The organism is Schaalia odontolytica (genome assembly GCF_005696695.1).
Lineage (GTDB): Bacteria > Actinomycetota > Actinomycetes > Actinomycetales > Actinomycetaceae > Pauljensenia > Pauljensenia odontolytica_C.
Map to the genome: position 1 here is coordinate 1,487,004 of NZ_CP040006.1, position 17,113 is coordinate 1,504,116.

At 66.9% G+C, this 17,113-nt stretch carries 15 protein-coding genes; 4 read left to right on the forward strand and 11 right to left on the reverse strand.

Annotation, left to right across the window (positions count from 1 at the left end; genetic code table 11):
* Window positions 1-28: 28 nt before the first annotated feature.
* The 8 genes from FBF35_RS06545 to mraZ all read right to left on the reverse strand — a co-directional run bounded on the left by FBF35_RS06545 (window position 29) and on the right by mraZ (window position 8,901).
* Entirely contained in the window at window positions 29-1,324 is a 1,296-nt protein-coding gene (locus FBF35_RS06545; protein ID WP_060567470.1) for an FtsW/RodA/SpoVE family cell cycle protein, read from the reverse strand.
* The gene (gene murD / locus FBF35_RS06550; RefSeq protein ID WP_060567471.1) at window positions 1,272-2,717 is read right to left on the reverse strand and encodes a UDP-N-acetylmuramoyl-L-alanine--D-glutamate ligase; all 1,446 of its coding nucleotides are present in this window, start codon (window positions 2,715-2,717) and stop codon (window positions 1,272-1,274) included. Before murD ends, FBF35_RS06545 begins: the two co-directional genes overlap by 53 nt.
* Window positions 2,714-3,799, reverse strand: coding sequence for a phospho-N-acetylmuramoyl-pentapeptide-transferase (mraY, locus tag FBF35_RS06555; protein WP_060567472.1), 1,086 nt, complete (start codon window positions 3,797-3,799; stop codon window positions 2,714-2,716). Before mraY ends, murD begins: the two co-directional genes overlap by 4 nt.
* Window positions 3,796-5,193 carry a UDP-N-acetylmuramoyl-tripeptide--D-alanyl-D-alanine ligase gene (gene murF / locus FBF35_RS06560; protein WP_060567473.1) on the reverse strand — a complete coding sequence of 466 codons (1,398 nt, stop codon included), beginning with the start codon at window positions 5,191-5,193 and terminating at the stop codon, window positions 3,796-3,798. The genes mraY and murF overlap by 4 nt, the downstream gene beginning before the upstream one ends.
* Window positions 5,194-5,210: 17 nt before the next feature.
* Complete coding sequence (locus tag FBF35_RS06565) at window positions 5,211-6,944, reverse strand: peptidoglycan D,D-transpeptidase FtsI family protein (RefSeq protein WP_060567474.1); 1,734 nt, start codon at window positions 6,942-6,944, stop codon at window positions 5,211-5,213.
* 17 nt (window positions 6,945-6,961) lie between these two features.
* Window positions 6,962-7,354 (reverse strand): membrane protein, encoded by a 393-nt coding sequence (locus FBF35_RS06570; protein ID WP_034464322.1) that lies wholly within the window; start codon window positions 7,352-7,354, stop codon window positions 6,962-6,964.
* Complete coding sequence (gene rsmH, locus FBF35_RS06575; protein WP_060567475.1) at window positions 7,351-8,358, reverse strand: 16S rRNA (cytosine(1402)-N(4))-methyltransferase RsmH; 1,008 nt, start codon at window positions 8,356-8,358, stop codon at window positions 7,351-7,353. Before rsmH ends, FBF35_RS06570 begins: the two co-directional genes overlap by 4 nt.
* A 111-nt stretch (window positions 8,359-8,469) precedes the next feature.
* Entirely contained in the window at window positions 8,470-8,901 is a 432-nt protein-coding gene (gene mraZ / locus FBF35_RS06580) for a division/cell wall cluster transcriptional repressor MraZ (protein WP_003792696.1), read from the reverse strand.
* 255 nt (window positions 8,902-9,156) lie between these two features.
* Between mraZ and FBF35_RS10490 the strand changes: the two genes are divergently transcribed.
* Window positions 9,157-9,489 (forward strand): glycine zipper domain-containing protein, encoded by a 333-nt coding sequence (locus tag FBF35_RS10490; RefSeq protein WP_410060462.1) that lies wholly within the window; start codon window positions 9,157-9,159, stop codon window positions 9,487-9,489.
* Here the strand turns inward: FBF35_RS10490 and FBF35_RS06590 are convergent.
* Window positions 9,486-9,902 (reverse strand): DUF3040 domain-containing protein, encoded by a 417-nt coding sequence (locus FBF35_RS06590; RefSeq protein ID WP_060567476.1) that lies wholly within the window; start codon window positions 9,900-9,902, stop codon window positions 9,486-9,488. The genes FBF35_RS10490 and FBF35_RS06590 overlap by 4 nt on opposite strands.
* A gap of 67 nt (window positions 9,903-9,969) precedes the next feature.
* On the reverse strand, window positions 9,970-11,313 hold the full coding sequence (gene dinB / locus FBF35_RS06595) for a DNA polymerase IV (protein WP_060567477.1): 1,344 nt from the start codon (window positions 11,311-11,313) through the stop codon (window positions 9,970-9,972).
* Window positions 11,314-11,342: 29 nt separating this feature from the next.
* Here dinB and FBF35_RS06600 point away from each other — a divergent pair, with 29 nt between their 5' ends.
* Window positions 11,343-12,182, forward strand: a complete 840-nt coding sequence (locus FBF35_RS06600; protein WP_060567478.1) for a spermidine synthase — start codon at window positions 11,343-11,345, stop codon at window positions 12,180-12,182.
* 61 nt (window positions 12,183-12,243) lie between these two features.
* Here FBF35_RS06600 and FBF35_RS06605 read toward each other — a convergent pair whose 3' ends face one another.
* Window positions 12,244-13,320, reverse strand: coding sequence for a PAC2 family protein (locus FBF35_RS06605; RefSeq protein WP_060567479.1), 1,077 nt, complete (start codon window positions 13,318-13,320; stop codon window positions 12,244-12,246).
* A gap of 174 nt (window positions 13,321-13,494) precedes the next feature.
* On the opposite strand from FBF35_RS06605, the gene FBF35_RS06610 reads away from it, so the two are divergent.
* Both FBF35_RS06610 and serA read left to right on the forward strand, forming a co-directional pair.
* Window positions 13,495-15,768 (forward strand): HelD family protein, encoded by a 2,274-nt coding sequence (locus FBF35_RS06610; protein ID WP_138134118.1) that lies wholly within the window; start codon window positions 13,495-13,497, stop codon window positions 15,766-15,768.
* A 59-nt stretch (window positions 15,769-15,827) separates the two neighbouring features.
* Window positions 15,828-17,033: a phosphoglycerate dehydrogenase gene (gene serA / locus FBF35_RS06615; protein WP_060567481.1), complete on the forward strand. Its 1,206-nt coding sequence runs from the start codon at window positions 15,828-15,830 to the stop codon at window positions 17,031-17,033.
* Window positions 17,034-17,113: the final 80 nt, after the last annotated feature.

Consider the following 17,113-nt stretch of genomic DNA (forward strand, 5'->3'; position numbering starts at 1 on the left):
GCGCAGGCCACCAGGTGCCGCAAGCGTCTTAGCGCGCCGAGCGACGGCGAGGGGCGAGGCGGGGATCACGCCCAGCCGAGGCCTCGTCGGGGCGGCCGATCATCCAAATACCCGCGCGTGCTCGAGCGAACGAGGCAACAACGGCGATCGCGGTGATCGTAAACAGGAACGACGAACCGCCGTAGGACACGAGCGGCAGAGGCACGCCGATAACCGGTCCCAGTCCCGTCACGGACAGGACGTTGATAACCGTCTGGATACCGATCCACGAGGCCACGCCCGAGGACACGATCGTCACAAACAGATCCGAAGATTCGCGCGCCACGCGGAACATTCCCCAGATCAGCAGGCCCAGGCACAGGAGCACGCCGAGGGCACCGAGCAGGCCAAATTCCTCGCCGACGATCGCAAAAATGAAGTCCGTGTGCGCAGCCTGCAGGTAGTTCCACTTCTCGCGCGAGGCACCCGGCCCGAGGCCGGTCAGACCACCCGAACCCAGCGCCCACAGCGAGTGGTCGATCTGTTCGGGAGCGGACTCGTCCGGCCCCTTCGACGTGCCCGGGAGAATCGCCAGAATACGGCGGATACGCGTCGGGTTCGACAACACGAGCAGCACCATCGTCGGGACGGCAAGCACGACGAGGCCACCGAACCAGCGTTTAGGCAGACCGGCCACCCACATCGCTCCCAGCGCGCCAACAGCCACGACCATCGCGGTGCCCATGTCTCGGCCCAACATGACCGCGCCAAGCGCCGTCAGGATCGGCAGGCCGACGGCCACACTCATCGCCTTCCAATCGCCGCGCTTCGACGCCGACTTCGAGACCATGAAACCCAAGAACACGATGAGCGCAAGCTTGAGGAACTCCGAGGGCTGGGCCATGATCGGGCCCACCTTCACCCAGTTCGCATTACCGCCCTCCGAGCGTCCCAGAGGGCTGAGGACCAGGGACTGGAAGCCGAGCGCGCCCACAAACATGACGGGAGCCAGGTTCATGAGCCACCGCTGTGGCACGAGGAGGACAATCGTCGCGATCACGAGCGACACAAGAATGATGATGAGCGGTCGAGCGTAGGCCGTATAGGGGTTCTCCCCCTGGGCGATCGCCGTCACGGTCTGCGCGGAGAAACCCATGATGAGGCCAAACACCGACAGCAGCAGGGCCGGCAGAATCACGAGGTAGTACGTCGTCGCCGGGTCATCCTTGCGTTCCTGTCCCGACCCGAAACGGATACGAGGCAGCGTGATCGTCGGGATGTGCCAGCCGCGCTTATTCGTCGCCACCGGCGCTCCCCCACTGGGCCGCCAGGCGCGACACGGCATCGGCAAACGCGTCGCCGCGCTGGCCGTAGTTATCGAACTGATCCCACGAGGCGCAGGCCGGGGCGAGCACGACGGTGTCGCCCGGCATGGACAGTGCCACGGCCTCGTTGACGACCGAGAACATCCAGTCCTCGTGGCCGTCGACCTCGACGCGGGGGACGTCCGGCGCGCCGGCCTGCAGCGCTTCCACGAGGGGCGCACGGTCCTCGCCGATGACGACGACACCGCGCAGCGTCGGCTCGACCTGACGGATCAGTTCCGTGAAGTCCTGTCCCTTCGCGTCGCCACCGACGATCCAGATCGCGCTGCGCGGCGGCAGTCCCGCGAGAGAGGCGCGCGCCGCGTGCGCATTCGTCGCCTTCGAATCGTCCACCCAGGTCAGGTCCGCAGCCTGGGCGATGATTGCGCGGCGGTGTCCAGCCGGCCGGAACGCGCGCAGCCCCGCCTCGACGGCCTCGGGCTCAACGCCGTAGGCGCGGGCAAGGGCCGCGGCAGCCAGGGCGTCCGACACAACCGCGGCGGACGGGTGGGGGCCGTACGCCCCCGCCAAGTCAGAAATGTGCGCGAGGGCGGCAGCGTGACGCGCGCGGTCCTCCACGAATGCACGATCAACCAGCAGGCCCTCGACGATGCCGAACTGAGAGACGCTCGGCGAGCCGAGGGTCAGCCCGATCGCGCGAGCCCCCTCCACGACGTCGGCGTTCTCCACCATCTGCTCCACGCGTCGATCGGACGCGGGGTAGACACATGCGCGGATCGTGTTCTCGTAGACGCGCGCCTTATCGGCCGCGTACGCCTCCACGCTGCCGTGCCAGTCCAGGTGATCGGCATCCACGTTCAGGCAGATCGACGCCAGGGGCGAGACGGTCCGTGCCGTGTGCAGCTGGAAGCTGGACAGCTCCACCGCGAAGACCTCGGCGTCGGAGTCAATCGCCCGCGTAATCGGCGTTCCGATATTGCCGACCTCCTCGGCCTTGGCACCCGCGCAGCGCAGGATCTCACCGAGCATGCCGACCGTCGTCGTCTTACCGTTCGTGCCGGTCACGACCAGCCACGGGCGACCCGCGTGCGGGCCTTCCTCCTGCAGACGCCAAGCGAGTTCAACCTCGCCCCACACCTCGATGCCGGCGGCCTCGCAGGCCGAGAAGACCGGGTGGTGTGCGGGAATGCCAGGAGACACGACGACGAGGTCGGGGCTGGCCTCGACGATCGCGCGTGCAAGAGCCTCAGGATCATCGTCGACGTGAACATCGACACCGGCGACGTCATCGAAGAACAGGGACTGTCCCCCGCGCGCGTCGAAGGCACGCACCTGCCAGTCGCGCGCGAGCAGCGCGCCAGCAGCGCCCTGCCCGGACTTGCCCCAGCCGACGACAGCAGCGAAACGACTCATCGAAGGGACACCCACTCCGCGTAGAAGATGCCCGCGCCAGCCACCGCGATGATCGCGGCGATCAGCCAGAAGCGGATCACGATCGTCACTTCCTTCCACCCGAGCAGCTCGAAGTGGTGGTGCAGAGGCGCCATGCGGAAGACGCGCTTGCCGGTCGCCTTAAAGACGCCGATCTGGATGACGTCGGACAGGACGACGGCGACGAAGAGGCCGCCGACGACGATGGCGAGCAGCTGCGTCTGGGTGAGGATCGACAGGCCCGCGACAGCACCACCGAGAGCGAGGGCACCCGTGTCACCCATGAAGATCTGAGCCGGCGAAGCATTCCACCACAGGAAGCCCGCGAGGGCACCGATCAGTGCGGCACAGAAGATCGCCAGGTCGAGCGGGTCGCGTGTCGAGTAGCAGTTCGCCTGGTTCGCGCCGAGCTGCGTGCACGCCTGGATGCGCTGGAAGTAGGTGATGAACGTGTACGCGCCAAAAACGAAGATCGAGACGCCCGCGGCCAGACCGTCGAGGCCATCCGTCAGGTTCGTCGCGTTCGACCAGGCCGTCACGATGAGGTTGGTCCAAATAAGGTACAGGGCGATGCCCAGGCCGAGGCCCGCAAAGCCCAGGGTCAGGGCCGTGGGACGCGCGAAAGAAATCGCAAGGGTGCCCGGGTACTCACCGAACTCGTTGGGCTTAATGAGCGTGCCCAGAGCAAAGAGCGAGGCCACGGCGACCTGTCCGATGATCTTGCCGGAGGGGTGCAGGCCGAGAGAACGCTGACGCATGATCTTGATGCCGTCGTCGAGGAGGCCGATGACGCCCAGGCCGACGAACAGGAAGATCAGCAGCAAGCCGGACCACGACGGCCCGGCACCGGCAACAAGAGAGCCGATCAACCACGCGACGACCGTTGCGAGGATGATGACGACGCCACCCATCGTGGGCGTGCCGCGCTTAGTGAGGTGCTGGGTCGGCCCGTCCTGGCGGATGAACTGTCCGTACTGGTGCATGACCAGGAAACGGATGAGGATTGGTGTGCCCGTCACGGACAGGGCCATCGCGATAATAAACGCGGCAATAAGTCCAATCACCGGGTCGTTCCCTTCTCCCGCAGGATGTCAGCCACCTGCCACGATTGTGAACCGAAAGAACCCTTGACGAGGACGACTGCGCCGTCCTCGGCGTGTTCCAGGGCGAGCCGCGCGGCATCCTGCGGATCCGCGGCAACCTCGCGGTTGGGCACCTCGGGGGCTCCCTCTAGATAGTAGTGGGCATCTGCGCCAAGACCAATGAGTGTGTCGACTCCCGCATCGGCGATCAACGCGCCCACCTGCTGGTGGAGCGACTGGGAGTCCTCGCCCAGCTCGAGCATCTCACCGAGAACGGCGATGCGCTGGCTGTCGCGACCAATCGAGGCGAGAGCAGCGATGCCCGCGCGCATCGAATCCAGGTTCGCGTTGTACGAGTCATCGATCAGCGTCAGGTCCGTTCCGTCGACGCGCAGCTCGTGGACGTCCATGCGGTGCGGACTCAGCGCACGAGCGAGCGAGAGGACACTCGCCACGGTCTCAAGACCAACCCCGAGGGTGAGCGCACCGGCGGCGGCTGCCAGCGCGTTCGCGACGTGGTGGCGACCCACGATCTTCAGCTCGACGGGGGCCTCTCCTTCGGGGGTCACCAGGGTGAAGGATGCGCGGTCGGCGCGGTCGAGGCGCACGTCGCGCGCGACGACGTCGGCACGCTCGTTGCCCGAGGCCGAGAAGCGGATCACGGGTCCGGTTGCCAAAGGAGCCATGGCCTCGACGTTCGGGTCGTCCGTGTTGAGGATGACCGGACCGCCCGGACGGGTTCCCTTGATGAGCTCGGCCTTCGCGGCCGCAACGCCCTCGAAACCGCCGAAGCCACCCACGTGGGCGTGGCCCACGCACAGCTCGATGGCCACGTCGGGGGCGACGATGTCCGTCAGGTAGGTAATATGGCCGGGCCCTGAAGCGCCCATCTCAAGAACGAGGTGACGCGTCGTCTCGTCGGCCAGCAGCACGGTCAGCGGCAGGCCGACCTCGTTATTGAAGGACAGCTTGGGGGCGACCGTCGGCCCGTCCTCGCTCATGATCTGGAGCAGCAGGTCCTTCGTGGTCGTCTTACCCACGGAGCCGGTCATCGCGATAACATCCAGGTCGCCGCCACTGCGCAGCTTCTCGACGTGCGCGCGGGCCAGTGCCCCGAGTGCCTCGGTCGAATCCTCGACGACGATCTGGGTCACGGCCTCGTCGACCTCGTGCTCGACGATGACGGCGACTGCGCCGCGCGTGGCCGCACCGGACACGAACGCATGACCGTCGGCGCTCTCACCGCGGCGCGCAACGTAGAGCGACCCTGCCTGAGCCTCGCGAGAATCCGTCACCACGGGCCCCGTCACGGGAACATCGTTCCCCACGAGGCGACCCGATACTGCCTCAGCGATCCACTGGGCTGATGCCTGCATGCTTTACTCCTTCAGACTCACGGGGTCGTCGGATACAGGTTAGCCGACCCCGTAGACGCGGGGATACCCAGGTTCGCGACCGCCGTACGCGCAATGTCGCCAAAAAGCGGGGCTGACGAATCAGATGAGACCGACGCCACCCTCGGATTGTAGAGAACCACGGCGATCGCCAGGCGCGGCGCGTCCGCGGGGATAATACCCGCGGTGGTCGACACGAGGCCCGCAGCGCCGTCGATAACGGTCTCAGCGGTACCCGTCTTCACACCGACCCGGTAGCCCGGGACCTTCGCGGCACCAGCGGTACCCAGGTCATCCTCAACGACGGATTCCATCATGGTCAGCAGCTGCGAAGCAGCCTGCGCATCCATGACCTGCACGGGCTGGCTGGTATCGGGAACCTCGACCGTTCCATCCGCGTTCGTCCACGACTTCACGATGTGCGGCGAAATGCGCACTCCCCCATTCGCGATCGTCGCGATTGCGGAAGCCTCCTGCATCGCCGTAATCGCGTAGGCCTGACCGAACATCGTCACGTAGCGATCGCGGCCCTGCCACTGGTCGGCACTGCGCAGCAGACCGGAAGATTCACCGGGCAGCTCGATACCGGTCTCCTGACCAAAGCCGAAGCCGCGCATCATGGAGTAGCGCTGATCATCGCTCATCGTCTGACCGATGAGTACCGTTCCCGTGTTCGAGGACTCCGCCAACACACCCGTCGCCGTCAAGGTCTCACCATCGTGCTCGTGGAAGTCCGTGATCGGGCCACCGGCATCGGGCAGATCCAGCGCGTAGGGAACCTGGAAGACACTCGTCGGGGTGATCGTCCCCTGGTTGAGAGCCGCTCCCACGGTCACGAGTTTGCCCACCGAGCCCGGCTCGAAGGTGTCCTGCACAGCGTGCACCTTCTGAGGCTTGGCGTTGTCGGGTTCCGTTGAGTTCGAATCCGCCATGACGAGGACATGCCCCGTCGCGACATCTTCGATGACGACCGCGCCCCAGTCGGCCTGGTGCTTTGCGACGCGCGCATCCAGAAGATCCTGCACCTGGTGCTGAAGGTCAGCGTGCAGCGTCAGCTCGACGTTGCCACCGTTCTTGGGCTCCACCGTCGTCTTCTTGCCGCCGGGCATGACGGCGCCGTTAGGAGCGATCTCAAAGGCCTGCGCGCCCGGGGTACCCGTCAGAAAGGCGTCGAACTGTGCCTCCATGCCCGAGGAACCCTGTCCTTCGGCGTTCACAGTACCGATGACCGGGGCCGCCACGTTGCCGTTGGGGTATTCGCGTTCGAAGACGGACTCCCACTCAATCCCGTAGATGTCCAATTTACGGATCTCACGGTAGGTCACCGCATCGACGTTTCGCTTGATGTACTCGTAGGTCGAGTCGCCCAGCATCATGCCGCCCAGCTCAGCCTCGTTCATGCCGAGGAGCGGGGCGAGCTGACGAGCGGCCTCAGCGGGGCCGCGCCCGACCTCGTTGCCGTCATCGTCGCGGTGCACATAGGCGCGAATATTCACCTGGTTGACGGCGATATCGTAGGTCTGGATCGAGTTCGCCAGCACCACTCCGGTTGCGTCGGTGATCGTTCCGCGCGCGGCCGCAACTTCCGTCGAGGAAGTGCGCACACGCTGCCCCTGGGCGGCCAGGGATGGGCCTTCAATGATCTGCAGCTGCACGAGCCGCACGGCGCAGATGCTCAGGGCAAAGATGAAGAATCCCAAGACCCAGCGCGAACGCGTGATGACGGTATCCATAGGCACTCGCCTCCGAGTTACTTCGCGGGGGTTCCAGCCTCGACAGTGCCGGTCTCAAGCGTGATGAAACCCGACTTGCCGGCGGGCACCATGCCGTTCGCCTTGGCCGCCTTCTCCAGTTCCGTCGGCGAGGCCTTACGGTCCAGCTCAGCGCGCATGGTCCACGACTGCGCCTCCAGTTCGTTGAGCACGAGCTGCTGCTCGCGGATCTCAAAGGAGGTCTGCGCCATGCGGGTGTTGAGCACCATCGAGGTCACCACGGACGCCAGAGCGACGACGACGAGGAGGGCCACGACGGCCATCAGGGAACGGCGCGGGCGGGTGCCCTGGACGAGACGAAGCTCGTGGACCTCGTCGCGGCGCAGCTCGGGGCGCGCTGCGGGACGTGCCTTCGCGGTTGCTGCACTCATGCGAGGTCCTTCCATTCACGGATGAGCTCCGCGCCGCGCAGTCGCACGGAAGCGGATCGGGGATTGTGGTCTTGTTCGGCCTGGTCGGCCTTGTTTGCGCCCTTTGTCAGCAGGCGCAGGCTGGGAGCCATCTCATCGGGGATGATCGGCAGTCCGGGAGGCGCTGCGGACGTGGAGCCGCGGCGCAGCACATCTTTGACTATTCGGTCTTCGAGGCTTTGGTAGGACTCCACGACGAGGCGCCCGCCGACCCTCAGACTGGACAGCGCCCGCGGAAGCGCCCGCTCCAAGATGGTCAACTCGTCGTTGACCGCAACGCGCAGCGCCTGGAACGTGCGTTTCGCCGGGTTGCCGCCCGTGCGCCTCGCAGGTGCCGGGATTGCCTCGCGAATGATGTCCACGAGCTCTCCTGTGCGAGTGATGGGGGCGTCGTCTCGGCGGCGGATGATGAGCCTGGCGATCCGGGGTGCAAACTTCTCTTCGCCGTAGGTGCGCAGGATACGGATCAGTTCGCCTTCCGAGGCGGTGGCCAGCAGGTCCGCCGCGCTCTGCCCGCTCGTCGCGTCCATTCGCATGTCAAGCGGAGCGTCCTTCGAGTAGGCGAAGCCGCGGTCGGCCTCGTCGAGCTGGAGGGATGACACTCCCAGGTCCATAAGAACGCCGTCCACGCGAGCGCCCGCACCGAGCTGCTCCTCAACGGCCACATCGATGTTGTCGTAGGTGGTGTGAACCGCGCGGAAACGCGTCCCGAAGCGCTCGAGGCGCGCCGAGGCCAACTCGATAGCCTGGGGGTCGCGGTCAATGCCAATGACGGTGAGCCCCTCGAAACGCTCGAGAGCTCCCTCCGTGTGCCCGCCCATGCCCAGCGTTCCATCCACGAGGACGGCACCGGGGCGCTCGATCGCCGGGGCGAGCATGTCGAGGCACTCGCGTAGCAGCACGGGGACGTGACGCTCGCTCGCGGGGCGCGACGAATCGCGCACCGACTCCGATGCATCGCGCATGTCGCGCCTCCTTTACGTTTATCGCCTCGATCCGTCCACCCAGGTCCCCCACCGTGCTCCGCCACCGGGGAAGTGATGTCGGAACAGCGGGCGGAGACCTGGACGTACGGGTCAGAACATCCCGGGAATAATCTCTTCTGCTGTATTGGAGAAGACCTCCTCCTGGACAGCGAGGTATTCGCGCCAGGCCGAGGCATCCCAGATTTCAGCTCGCGAGCCCGCGCCAATGACGGCGAGCTCACGACCCAGACCGGCGTATGCACGCAGGTCTGCGGGGACGCTAATGCGCCCCTGCTTGTCCGGGACCTCCTTATAGGCACCCGAGAGCATCACACGAATCCAGTCACGCGCCTGCTTGGACGACAGGGGCGCGCGGCGCAGTTCCGCGGTCATGTTCTCGAACTCCGACGCAGGGAATGCGTAGATGCAGTGCTCTTGTCCGCGAGTGAGGACGATTCCGCCCTCCATGTCCTCGCGAAAGCGCGCGGGCAGGAACATGCGACCCTTGTCGTCGAGCTTGGGCTCGTACGTACCGAGGAACATGTCACCGCCCTCCCCTGTTCGGAACTCTCCCCCACTTTAACCCACCAAACCCCATATTTACGCAGGAACTTACGGCGTGGCGCGAGATACATCGAGGAAAAATGGCGGAATTGCAGCGAAAAAATCAGGTGGAGAAAAGTGGGGAAATCTTGCACACACTCGGTGAGTCGCACCATCATGGACGACGGCTGTCAGAGACGATAACGAGATGCAAAACAGGTGCAATTCGTTGCTATTACAGCGTTTTCACGAGGCATGGGAGCGTTTGGAGGGCACCGGTGCCACTCTCGGGGAGGACAGTGGGGAGGGAGGTGGGGAATCCCAGGGAGCGCAGTGGGGAGCACAGTGGGGAGCACAGTGGGGAGCACAGTGGGGAGCACAGTGGGGAGCACAGTGGGGAGCACAGTGGGGAGCGCAGTGGGGAGCGCAGTGGGGAGCGCAGTGGGGAGCGCAGTGGGGAGCGCAGTGGGGAGCGCAGTGGGGAGCGCAGTGGGGAGCGCAGTGGGGAGCGCAGTGGGGAGCGCAGTGAAGCGGGGCGAGCCGGCTAAACCGGCTCGCCCCGCTTCATCAGTCGGATGGAACGCCTAGTCGTTGTCTCGACGGTCGTCCCAGCGGCGTTCCTGATCCTGGATGAAGGAACTCCATCCGCTGCTCTTGTCTACGCCACGCGCGGACGATTCGTCGGCCGACTCTGACGACGATGCCCCCGGGCGCGACAGGGCGTAGAGGATACCGGCGACCGTCAGCGCGAAACCGGCGACCCCCAGGAGGATCGAGAGGATCGAGTAGCCCAGCGACACGGCAGCGACCAGGACGACCATGCCCAGGACCGCTCCGGTCAGGCCCAGCGCGATGCGACGCGGCGCGCGCGGTCCGTGAGCCGGCTCGGGGTCCTCTTCGACCGCGGGGGCGGACATCTGGGAGGCCAACGCCGGGTCTTCCTCGCGCAGGGATGCTTCCATCTGCTCGAGGATCTTCTTCTCGTACTCGGTGAGAGCCATTGGGTGCCCCTTTCGGACGGTAGTGTCCTCAGCTTAGCGCGTGTGACATGCCGGAGACGAACTGGCCTTACAGGAGCGTTCCCTGTGTGGGCTCTTCGTTTCCGGGGTCATTCCCCTGCCCGTGCGCCGAAGCGTTGGAACCGGCGGGAGGAGCCCCGGCCTCGTTGCTATCCCCACCGAAGGAGCGCCTGCCCGGCACCTTCTTACCCAGGAGCGTGGCAGGGGCGAGGGCGCCCGCGCCGAACTTGTCACGGATCTGATCCATCGCGCGCTCGGAGGCGGCGGGCCTCTCATCGCGGTCGAGCGTGACGGCGACGCCGCCCGAGCGCGCCTGCAGCCCCTCTACGCGCACGCCGAAGAGCCGCACTCCCCCGATCGGCATGTTCTCGCGGGCAAACAGGCCCTGTGCCGCCTGCGCAATATCGCGCCCCGTATCGGTGGGGGCCACGAGGCTCACGCTGCGTGTGATCGTATGAAAATCGGTGCCGCGCATCTTGATGCCCACAGTCCACCCCACAACCCCTCCGGCGCGCAGCCTGCGGGCGCAGTCGTGCGAGGCCGCCAGGATGAAGTCTTCAATGTCGGCCCGCGAGCGCACGTCCTCCTCGAAGGTTCGTTCCATGCCGACCGATTTCTCCGCGCGTGTGGGGGCGACGGGACGCGGGTCGATGCCCCACGACAGGTCGTGCAAGTGGTGGGCTGAGGCGACGCCAAGGAGCTTGGTGAGGCGTGTGAGTGGGGCGTTGGCCAGGTCCCCGATCGTGTCGATCCCCTCCCGATCGAGGATCGCCGCGGTCTTTCCCCCGACTCCCCACAGTGCTCCAACGGGCAGTCCGTGGAGGAAGTCGACCGTGGCCGCCTGCGGGATGAGGAGCAGGCCGTCGGGCTTGGCGTGCGAGGAGGCAATTTTGGCAACCGACTTGGTGGCGGCGATTCCGACGGATGCGGGCAGCCCGACGGCTTCGCGGATACGCGTACGAATGAGTCGAGCGATCCGGGTGGGCGATCCCAGCCTGCGGCGCGCCCCGGAGACGTCGAGGAAGGCCTCGTCGATGGAGACCTGCTCGAGGTCGGGGGTAACGGTGGCGAGAATCGCCATCACCTGGCGGGAGTAGCGTTGATAGAGGCCGTGGTTGCCGGGGATGAAAGCGGCGCCTGGGCACAGGGCGCGGGCGCGCGAGGTGGGCATGCCGGCGCGCACGCCCAGGGCACGGGCCTCGTAGGTGGCGGAAGTGACGACTCCGCGCCCGGACGTGCCGCCCACGATGATGGGGCGGCCGACGAGGCTCGGGTCCTCGCGCATTTCGACCTGCGCGAAGAAGGAGTCCATGTCGACGTGCAGGATCGGCGTGGCGCTATCGTCCGATCCCCAGTCGCGTTTGGCGCGCGCGTCCCTGGGAGCGTTTGACATGTCACCTCCTGTGCCCGTGGGCGTCGTCCATGGTTACAGTGTCCACCATGGCACGCTCATCTTCGTCACGCGACGTCTCCTTCGACACGGATTTCGGTCCGGCCCGTATCCGCTGGGACGGTCCGCGCGCGACGCTGTTCCTAGGCGACGTCGAATCGTCCGCGGTCGACACGTCGGACCCCACGTACTTGGAGTTCGAGTACATGCAGCACATGGACGCCGTCGTGTCGTCCCTGTGGGGTCCCCAGGATCGTTTCCGCGCACTCCACGTGGGCGGCGCGGCCTGCGCACTTGCGTGCGCCTGGTCCTCGTCTCGCCCGAATTCGCGCCACGTCGCAGTAGAGGTCGACCGTCTTTTGGCCGAGCAGGTGCGTGAACATTTCCCCATTCCCAAGGCCCCGCAGGTCAAGATCCGCGTTGGTGACGGGCGCGCGGTCCTCGACGAGGCACGAGAGGGTTCTTTCGACGTCATCGTGCGCGACGCCTTCGCGTCGGGCGTGACTCCCGATCATCTGCGCACGGTGGAGTGCGCCGACCGGGCACGGCGCACCCTCACGGCCTCGGGGGTGTACCTCGTCAATTGCGCGCACGGAGGACCTGCCAACGCGCGCCAGGACGTGGCCGCCCTGCAGGAGGTGTTCCCCTTTGTGGCATCCATCCAGGACCCGAAGGTGGGGCGAGGGGGACGGCGCGGCAACGTCGTCGCCCTGGCGAGCGCCGCCGACGTCGTGGACGTTGATCAGATCGATCGGGCCCTGCGCACCCTGCCTCTCCCAGCCCGCATTACGAGGCCGGCCGACCTGACACGCTGGGTCGCGGGCACGCCGGCGCTGACAGACTCACTGGTGGGCTACCCGCAGGCCGACTGACTCTCCCGGCACGCGCGGGTGAATTCACGCGCACGGGCGAGCCCAGGTGCGTGGATAGAGCTCAGGCGCGGTGGCGCGGAGCCGAGGGACCCGGGCCCTGTCCATTGCGACGCGCCTCGATGCGTGCAAGCACGTCCTCGATCGTGTCGGGCTTGGAAGCTTCCACGGTTTCCTCAGTGCGCGGGGCACGCTGAACGGACTCGATCTCCTCGTCCTGGGCGCGCGAGACCTGCGCCAGATAGGCCTCGATGACGTCACCGATATCCTTCGGGGTCTTCTCCTCGCCGCCCGCCGACGGGCGCTGACCGAGTCCGGGCAGCGGGATCGCACCCTCCCCTCCGGTCCACGCGTCGAAGTGCTCCTCGAGGTTGGAGACCGTGTGGGAGATGTCGGGGTTCCCCTCCACGAGCTTGGCGATGTTCTCCTGGTCCTGCGCGGCCCCCTGTTCGAGATCACCGACGGGCAGAGACAGGTCAGCGAACTTCGCGAAGGAAGTGAGCAGGGCCGACGAGGCCGCCGGGTAGCCGGTGTCCGCCATGTAGTACGGGACCGCGCCGAGCAGCGCCAGCCCGCCAATGCCTCGTTGCCCCATGCGGATCTGCATGAAGGTGGACAGCGGCGAAGGGAACTGCATGTGATTCGAGATCGCGCCAGACCCCGGGGGAAGCAGCGACGCGTCGGTGGCCTGCACGTGCACAGGCGTCGGTCGCGTGTGCGGCACACCCGAGGGCACCCCGTGCAGCGAGAAGGTGATCTCCACGCCGGCGCGCTCACACAGCTCGTTGATCGCGTTCGTGAACGACTCCCAGTGCGCATCCGGCTCCGCGCCGTGCAGGACCAGGATCGGGTTGCCCATGTCGTCTTCGACGAGGTCAAGGACAGTCTGAGGCATCACCATGTCCGGGGAGGAGACCCAGTTGTCCACGGTCACAATCGGGCGGTGCGAACGGTAGTCCATGAGCGTGTCCGCATCGAAGGTCGCGACCCGCTCGTTGTGCAGGGAGCGCAGGAGCTGGCCAATCGCCATGCGCCCTGCGGCGCCGGCGTCAATCGCCCCATCAAAGTGGATGAGGAGAATCTTCGCCTTCGCACCGGCGGCGGGACCGTCGGCATACAGGTCAGTGGCGTTGATACTCACGTCTCCTCCTCATGCTGATTCTTCTGCCTCGCGTCTAACGTACCCGGGCAGCGCCCACCTCGTCACGCGGGAGATGGTTTTGAGCTTGCGGCGAAGTCGCGTACACACCGCACATAGAAGAGCACGCGAGACGAAAGTAGGGAACAATGGAAGGCCCATAATCGAGGAGGACCCATGGCCACGAACGAGCACCGCGAGTCGTCGACCGACCTTCCGTTGCCCGAACAGGATTTCGTGGACAGCGCCTACGAACGCCTGGACGCGCTGCGCGCGTCCTATCGGGATCGTCAGGGGCGCGTCCACTCGACCCACGGCGTCGGCAACGCCCAGGGATGGACCGAGCGCGAGGCCCTGTCGGCCCACCTCGGTGAAATGGCCGCGCGCCTCGAAGGCGTCGAGGAACGCCTCGTGTTCGGGCGCCTCGACATGGCTGATCGTTCAACCCGCCACGTGGGTCGTCTCTCCCTGTCACACGAGGACGGCACTCCCCTGCTCGTTGACTGGCGCGCACCCGCCGCGCGCCCCTTCTACCAGGCCACCTCCGCTGAGCCGGACGGCGTCGTGCGCCGCCGCCACATTTCCACCCGCGACCGACGCGTCACCGGCCTCGAAGACGAGCTGCTGGACGCCTCCCGCGCTTCCGGGCTGGAACTCCAGGGCGAGGGCGCCCTCATGCACGCCCTTAGCGAGGCCCGCGACGGCCGCATGGGCGACATCGTTGCCACCATCCAGTCCGAGCAGGACCGCATCATTCGCGCGTCCGACAAGGGCCTCCTGGTCGTCCAGGGCGGCCCCGGCACCGGCAAGACGGCCGTCGCCCTCCACCGCATCGCGTACCTGCTCTACGCCCACCGCGAGCGCCTCGAACGCTCGGGTGTTCTCCTCGTCGGTCCCTCGCGCCTGTTCCTGCGCTACATCGAGCAGGTCCTGCCGTCGCTCGGCGAGACGGGCGTCGTCTCGGTGACGCTGGGCGACCTGGTCCCGGGAGTGAACGCTCGCGGCAGCGAGGACGAGGTCGTAGCGCGGATCAAGGGCCTTCCCGCGTGGGCGAAGATCGTCAAGGAAGCCGTACGGGCGCTGGCCAAGCTCCCCGACGGCGACCAGGTGCTGCGCGTATGGAACCGCGAGGTGACGCTCACCCGCGCCGACGTGGAGAGCGCAAGGCGCCGGGCGAAGCGCTCGGGCCGCGCGCACAACGTGGCGCGAGAGTCCTTCGCGCGCGAACTCATGGACGTTTTGGCCCTGCGCTTGGCGCGCGAGGCCGGGGACGCGGACTCCGAGGGCGGCGTCGATCCCGAGGTCAAGCGCTCCTGGCTCATCGAAATCCGCGATTCCGTGGACTGCCGACGTGCGATCAACACGGCGTGGATGCCGACGAGCGCACAGACGCTGCTGCGCCGCCTCTACGCTCGCCCCGAGGTGCTTGCGGCGGCAAACCGCAAGGCCGGCTCCCCCCTGCGTCCCGACGAGCTTGCTACCCTCGTGCGCCCCCGCTCGGCGCCGTGGACGGTCTCGGACGTGCCGATCCTGGACGAGTGCGAGGAGCTGCTCGGCCCCATGCCGTCGTCTTCCTCCTCGTCGCGCGAGGCCGACGAGGGAGCGATCGAGCGCGCCCGCGAGGCGATCGAGGCCCAGAACCTGGGCGGCGGCATCGTGACCGCCCAGATGCTCGCCGAGCAGGTGGCCGGGCAGGACACCTGGACGCCGCTGTCCGAGCGCGCCGCCAAGGACCGCACATGGGCGTACGGCCACATCGTCGTCGACGAGGCGCAGGAGCTCTCTCCCATGGCGTGGCGCGCCCTGCTGCGCCGCTGCCCCTCCCGTTCGTTCACGGTCGTGGGCGACCTCGACCAGCGTCGCGGCTCCAAGCGCCCGCCCACGTGGGAAAAGGCTCTCGGGCCTGCGGCCCGCGCCCTGGCGGCCGAGTACGCGCTGACAGTCTCCTACCGCACGCCCGCGACCCTCACGACCCTCGCCGAAGGCGTCGTCGCGCGCGCCGGCGTCCCCGTCCTCTACCCGATGACGGCCGTGCGCGACGTCGAGGATTGCTACCGCGTCACCCACGTGGATGCGCCCGAGGACACCCCGGCCTCGCCGAAGGAGAACAGCCCCCTGTGGCGCGCCGTCACCCGGGCCCAGCGCGAGGCCGAGGAACGCCTCGATCGCGAGGCGGGGACCGCCCGCGGCCGCATCGCCCTCATTGTCGGCAACGAGCGTGCCCGCGCGTGGGGAGCCGACGTGGACGGCGAGACGGCCCTCTCCGAGCGCGTCAGCCTCCTGTCGGCCGTGGCCTCCAAGGGCCTCGAGTTCGACTCGGTCATCCTCGTCGAACCCGCGGAGATCCTCGGCGACGGCGTCGGCGACCTTTTCGTCGCCCTCACCCGCGCCACCCACGACGTGCACGTCGTCCACTGCGCTCCCCTGCCCACCGGCATGGAAGAGTGGTAGGAGCAACCACACCCTGACACCTTGTGTCCCTTTCCGCTCCCGTCTGCCATGATGGGGGCATGACACGCGCACTGCTCCTGGAAAACCCGCACGACGTCGCCGACGATATTTTCGCCAAGTTCGGCATCGAGGTCACCCGCGTGACGGGCGCCCTGTCCGAGGACGACCTCATCGACGCGCTCGAAGGCATGGACTACCTGGGCCTGCGGTCCAAGACCGAGGTCACCGAGCGAGTGCTGCGCGCGCGCCCCGAACTCAAGGCCATCGGAGCCTTCTGCATCGGCACGAACCAGATCGACCTGGCCACCGCCACCGAGATGGGCGTCGCCGTGTTCAACGCCCCCTACTCCAACACGCGCTCCGTCGTCGAGCTCGCAATCGGCGAGATCATCGACCTCTCGCGCCGCGTCACCGTCAAAAACTCGCGTCTGCACCGCGGCGTGTGGGACAAGAGCGCGGACGGCGCCCACGAGGTGCGCGGGCACACCCTGGGCATCATCGGCTACGGCAACATCGGTACCCAGCTCTCCGTCCTCGCCGAGGCCATGGGCCTCAACGTCATCTTCTACGACGCCGCTGAGCGCCTCGCCCTGGGCAACGCCACGCAGATGCCGACCATGGAGGCCGTCCTGCGTGAAGCCGACATCATCTCCGTGCACGTGGACGGCCAGGAATCCAACACGAACCTCATCGGTCGCGTCGAGTTCGAGCTCATGAAGCCCGGTGCCCTGTTCATCAACCTGTCGCGCGGGCACGTCGTCGACGTCGACGCGCTGCACGCGGCGCTCGTCTCGGGCCACCTGGGCGGAGCGGCCATCGACGTGTTCCCGGAGGAGCCGCGCGCCAACGGCGACCCCTTCGACTCGCCCCTGGCGACCCTCGACAACGTCATCCTCACACCCCACATCGGCGGGTCGACAGAGGAAGCGCAATACGACATCGGTCGCTTCGTGGCCGCCAAGATCGGCGAATACCAGGCCAGCGGCTCGACCGACATGAGCGTGAACCTGCCGAACCTGACGATGAACATCGGCAAGCGCTCGCGCTACCGTGTGCGCCTCATCCACCGCAACGTGCCCGGCGTCATGGCGCGCGTCAACCAGATCTTCGCCTCCTCCGAGGCCAACGTCGACGCCCAGATCCTGGCCACCGTCGACGAGGTCGGCTACGTGCTCACCGACATTTCGGCGGGCCTGGGACGCGAAGCGCTCGAGGAACTGAGCCACCTGCCCGAAACTGTCCGACTGATCGCCACGCCGCTGTAAAACTGTCGCATTCATCGCGTTCCCAGCTGGTCAAACGAGGCATAACTTACGGTATCGTAGGGGCATCGTTCCCAAAGGAG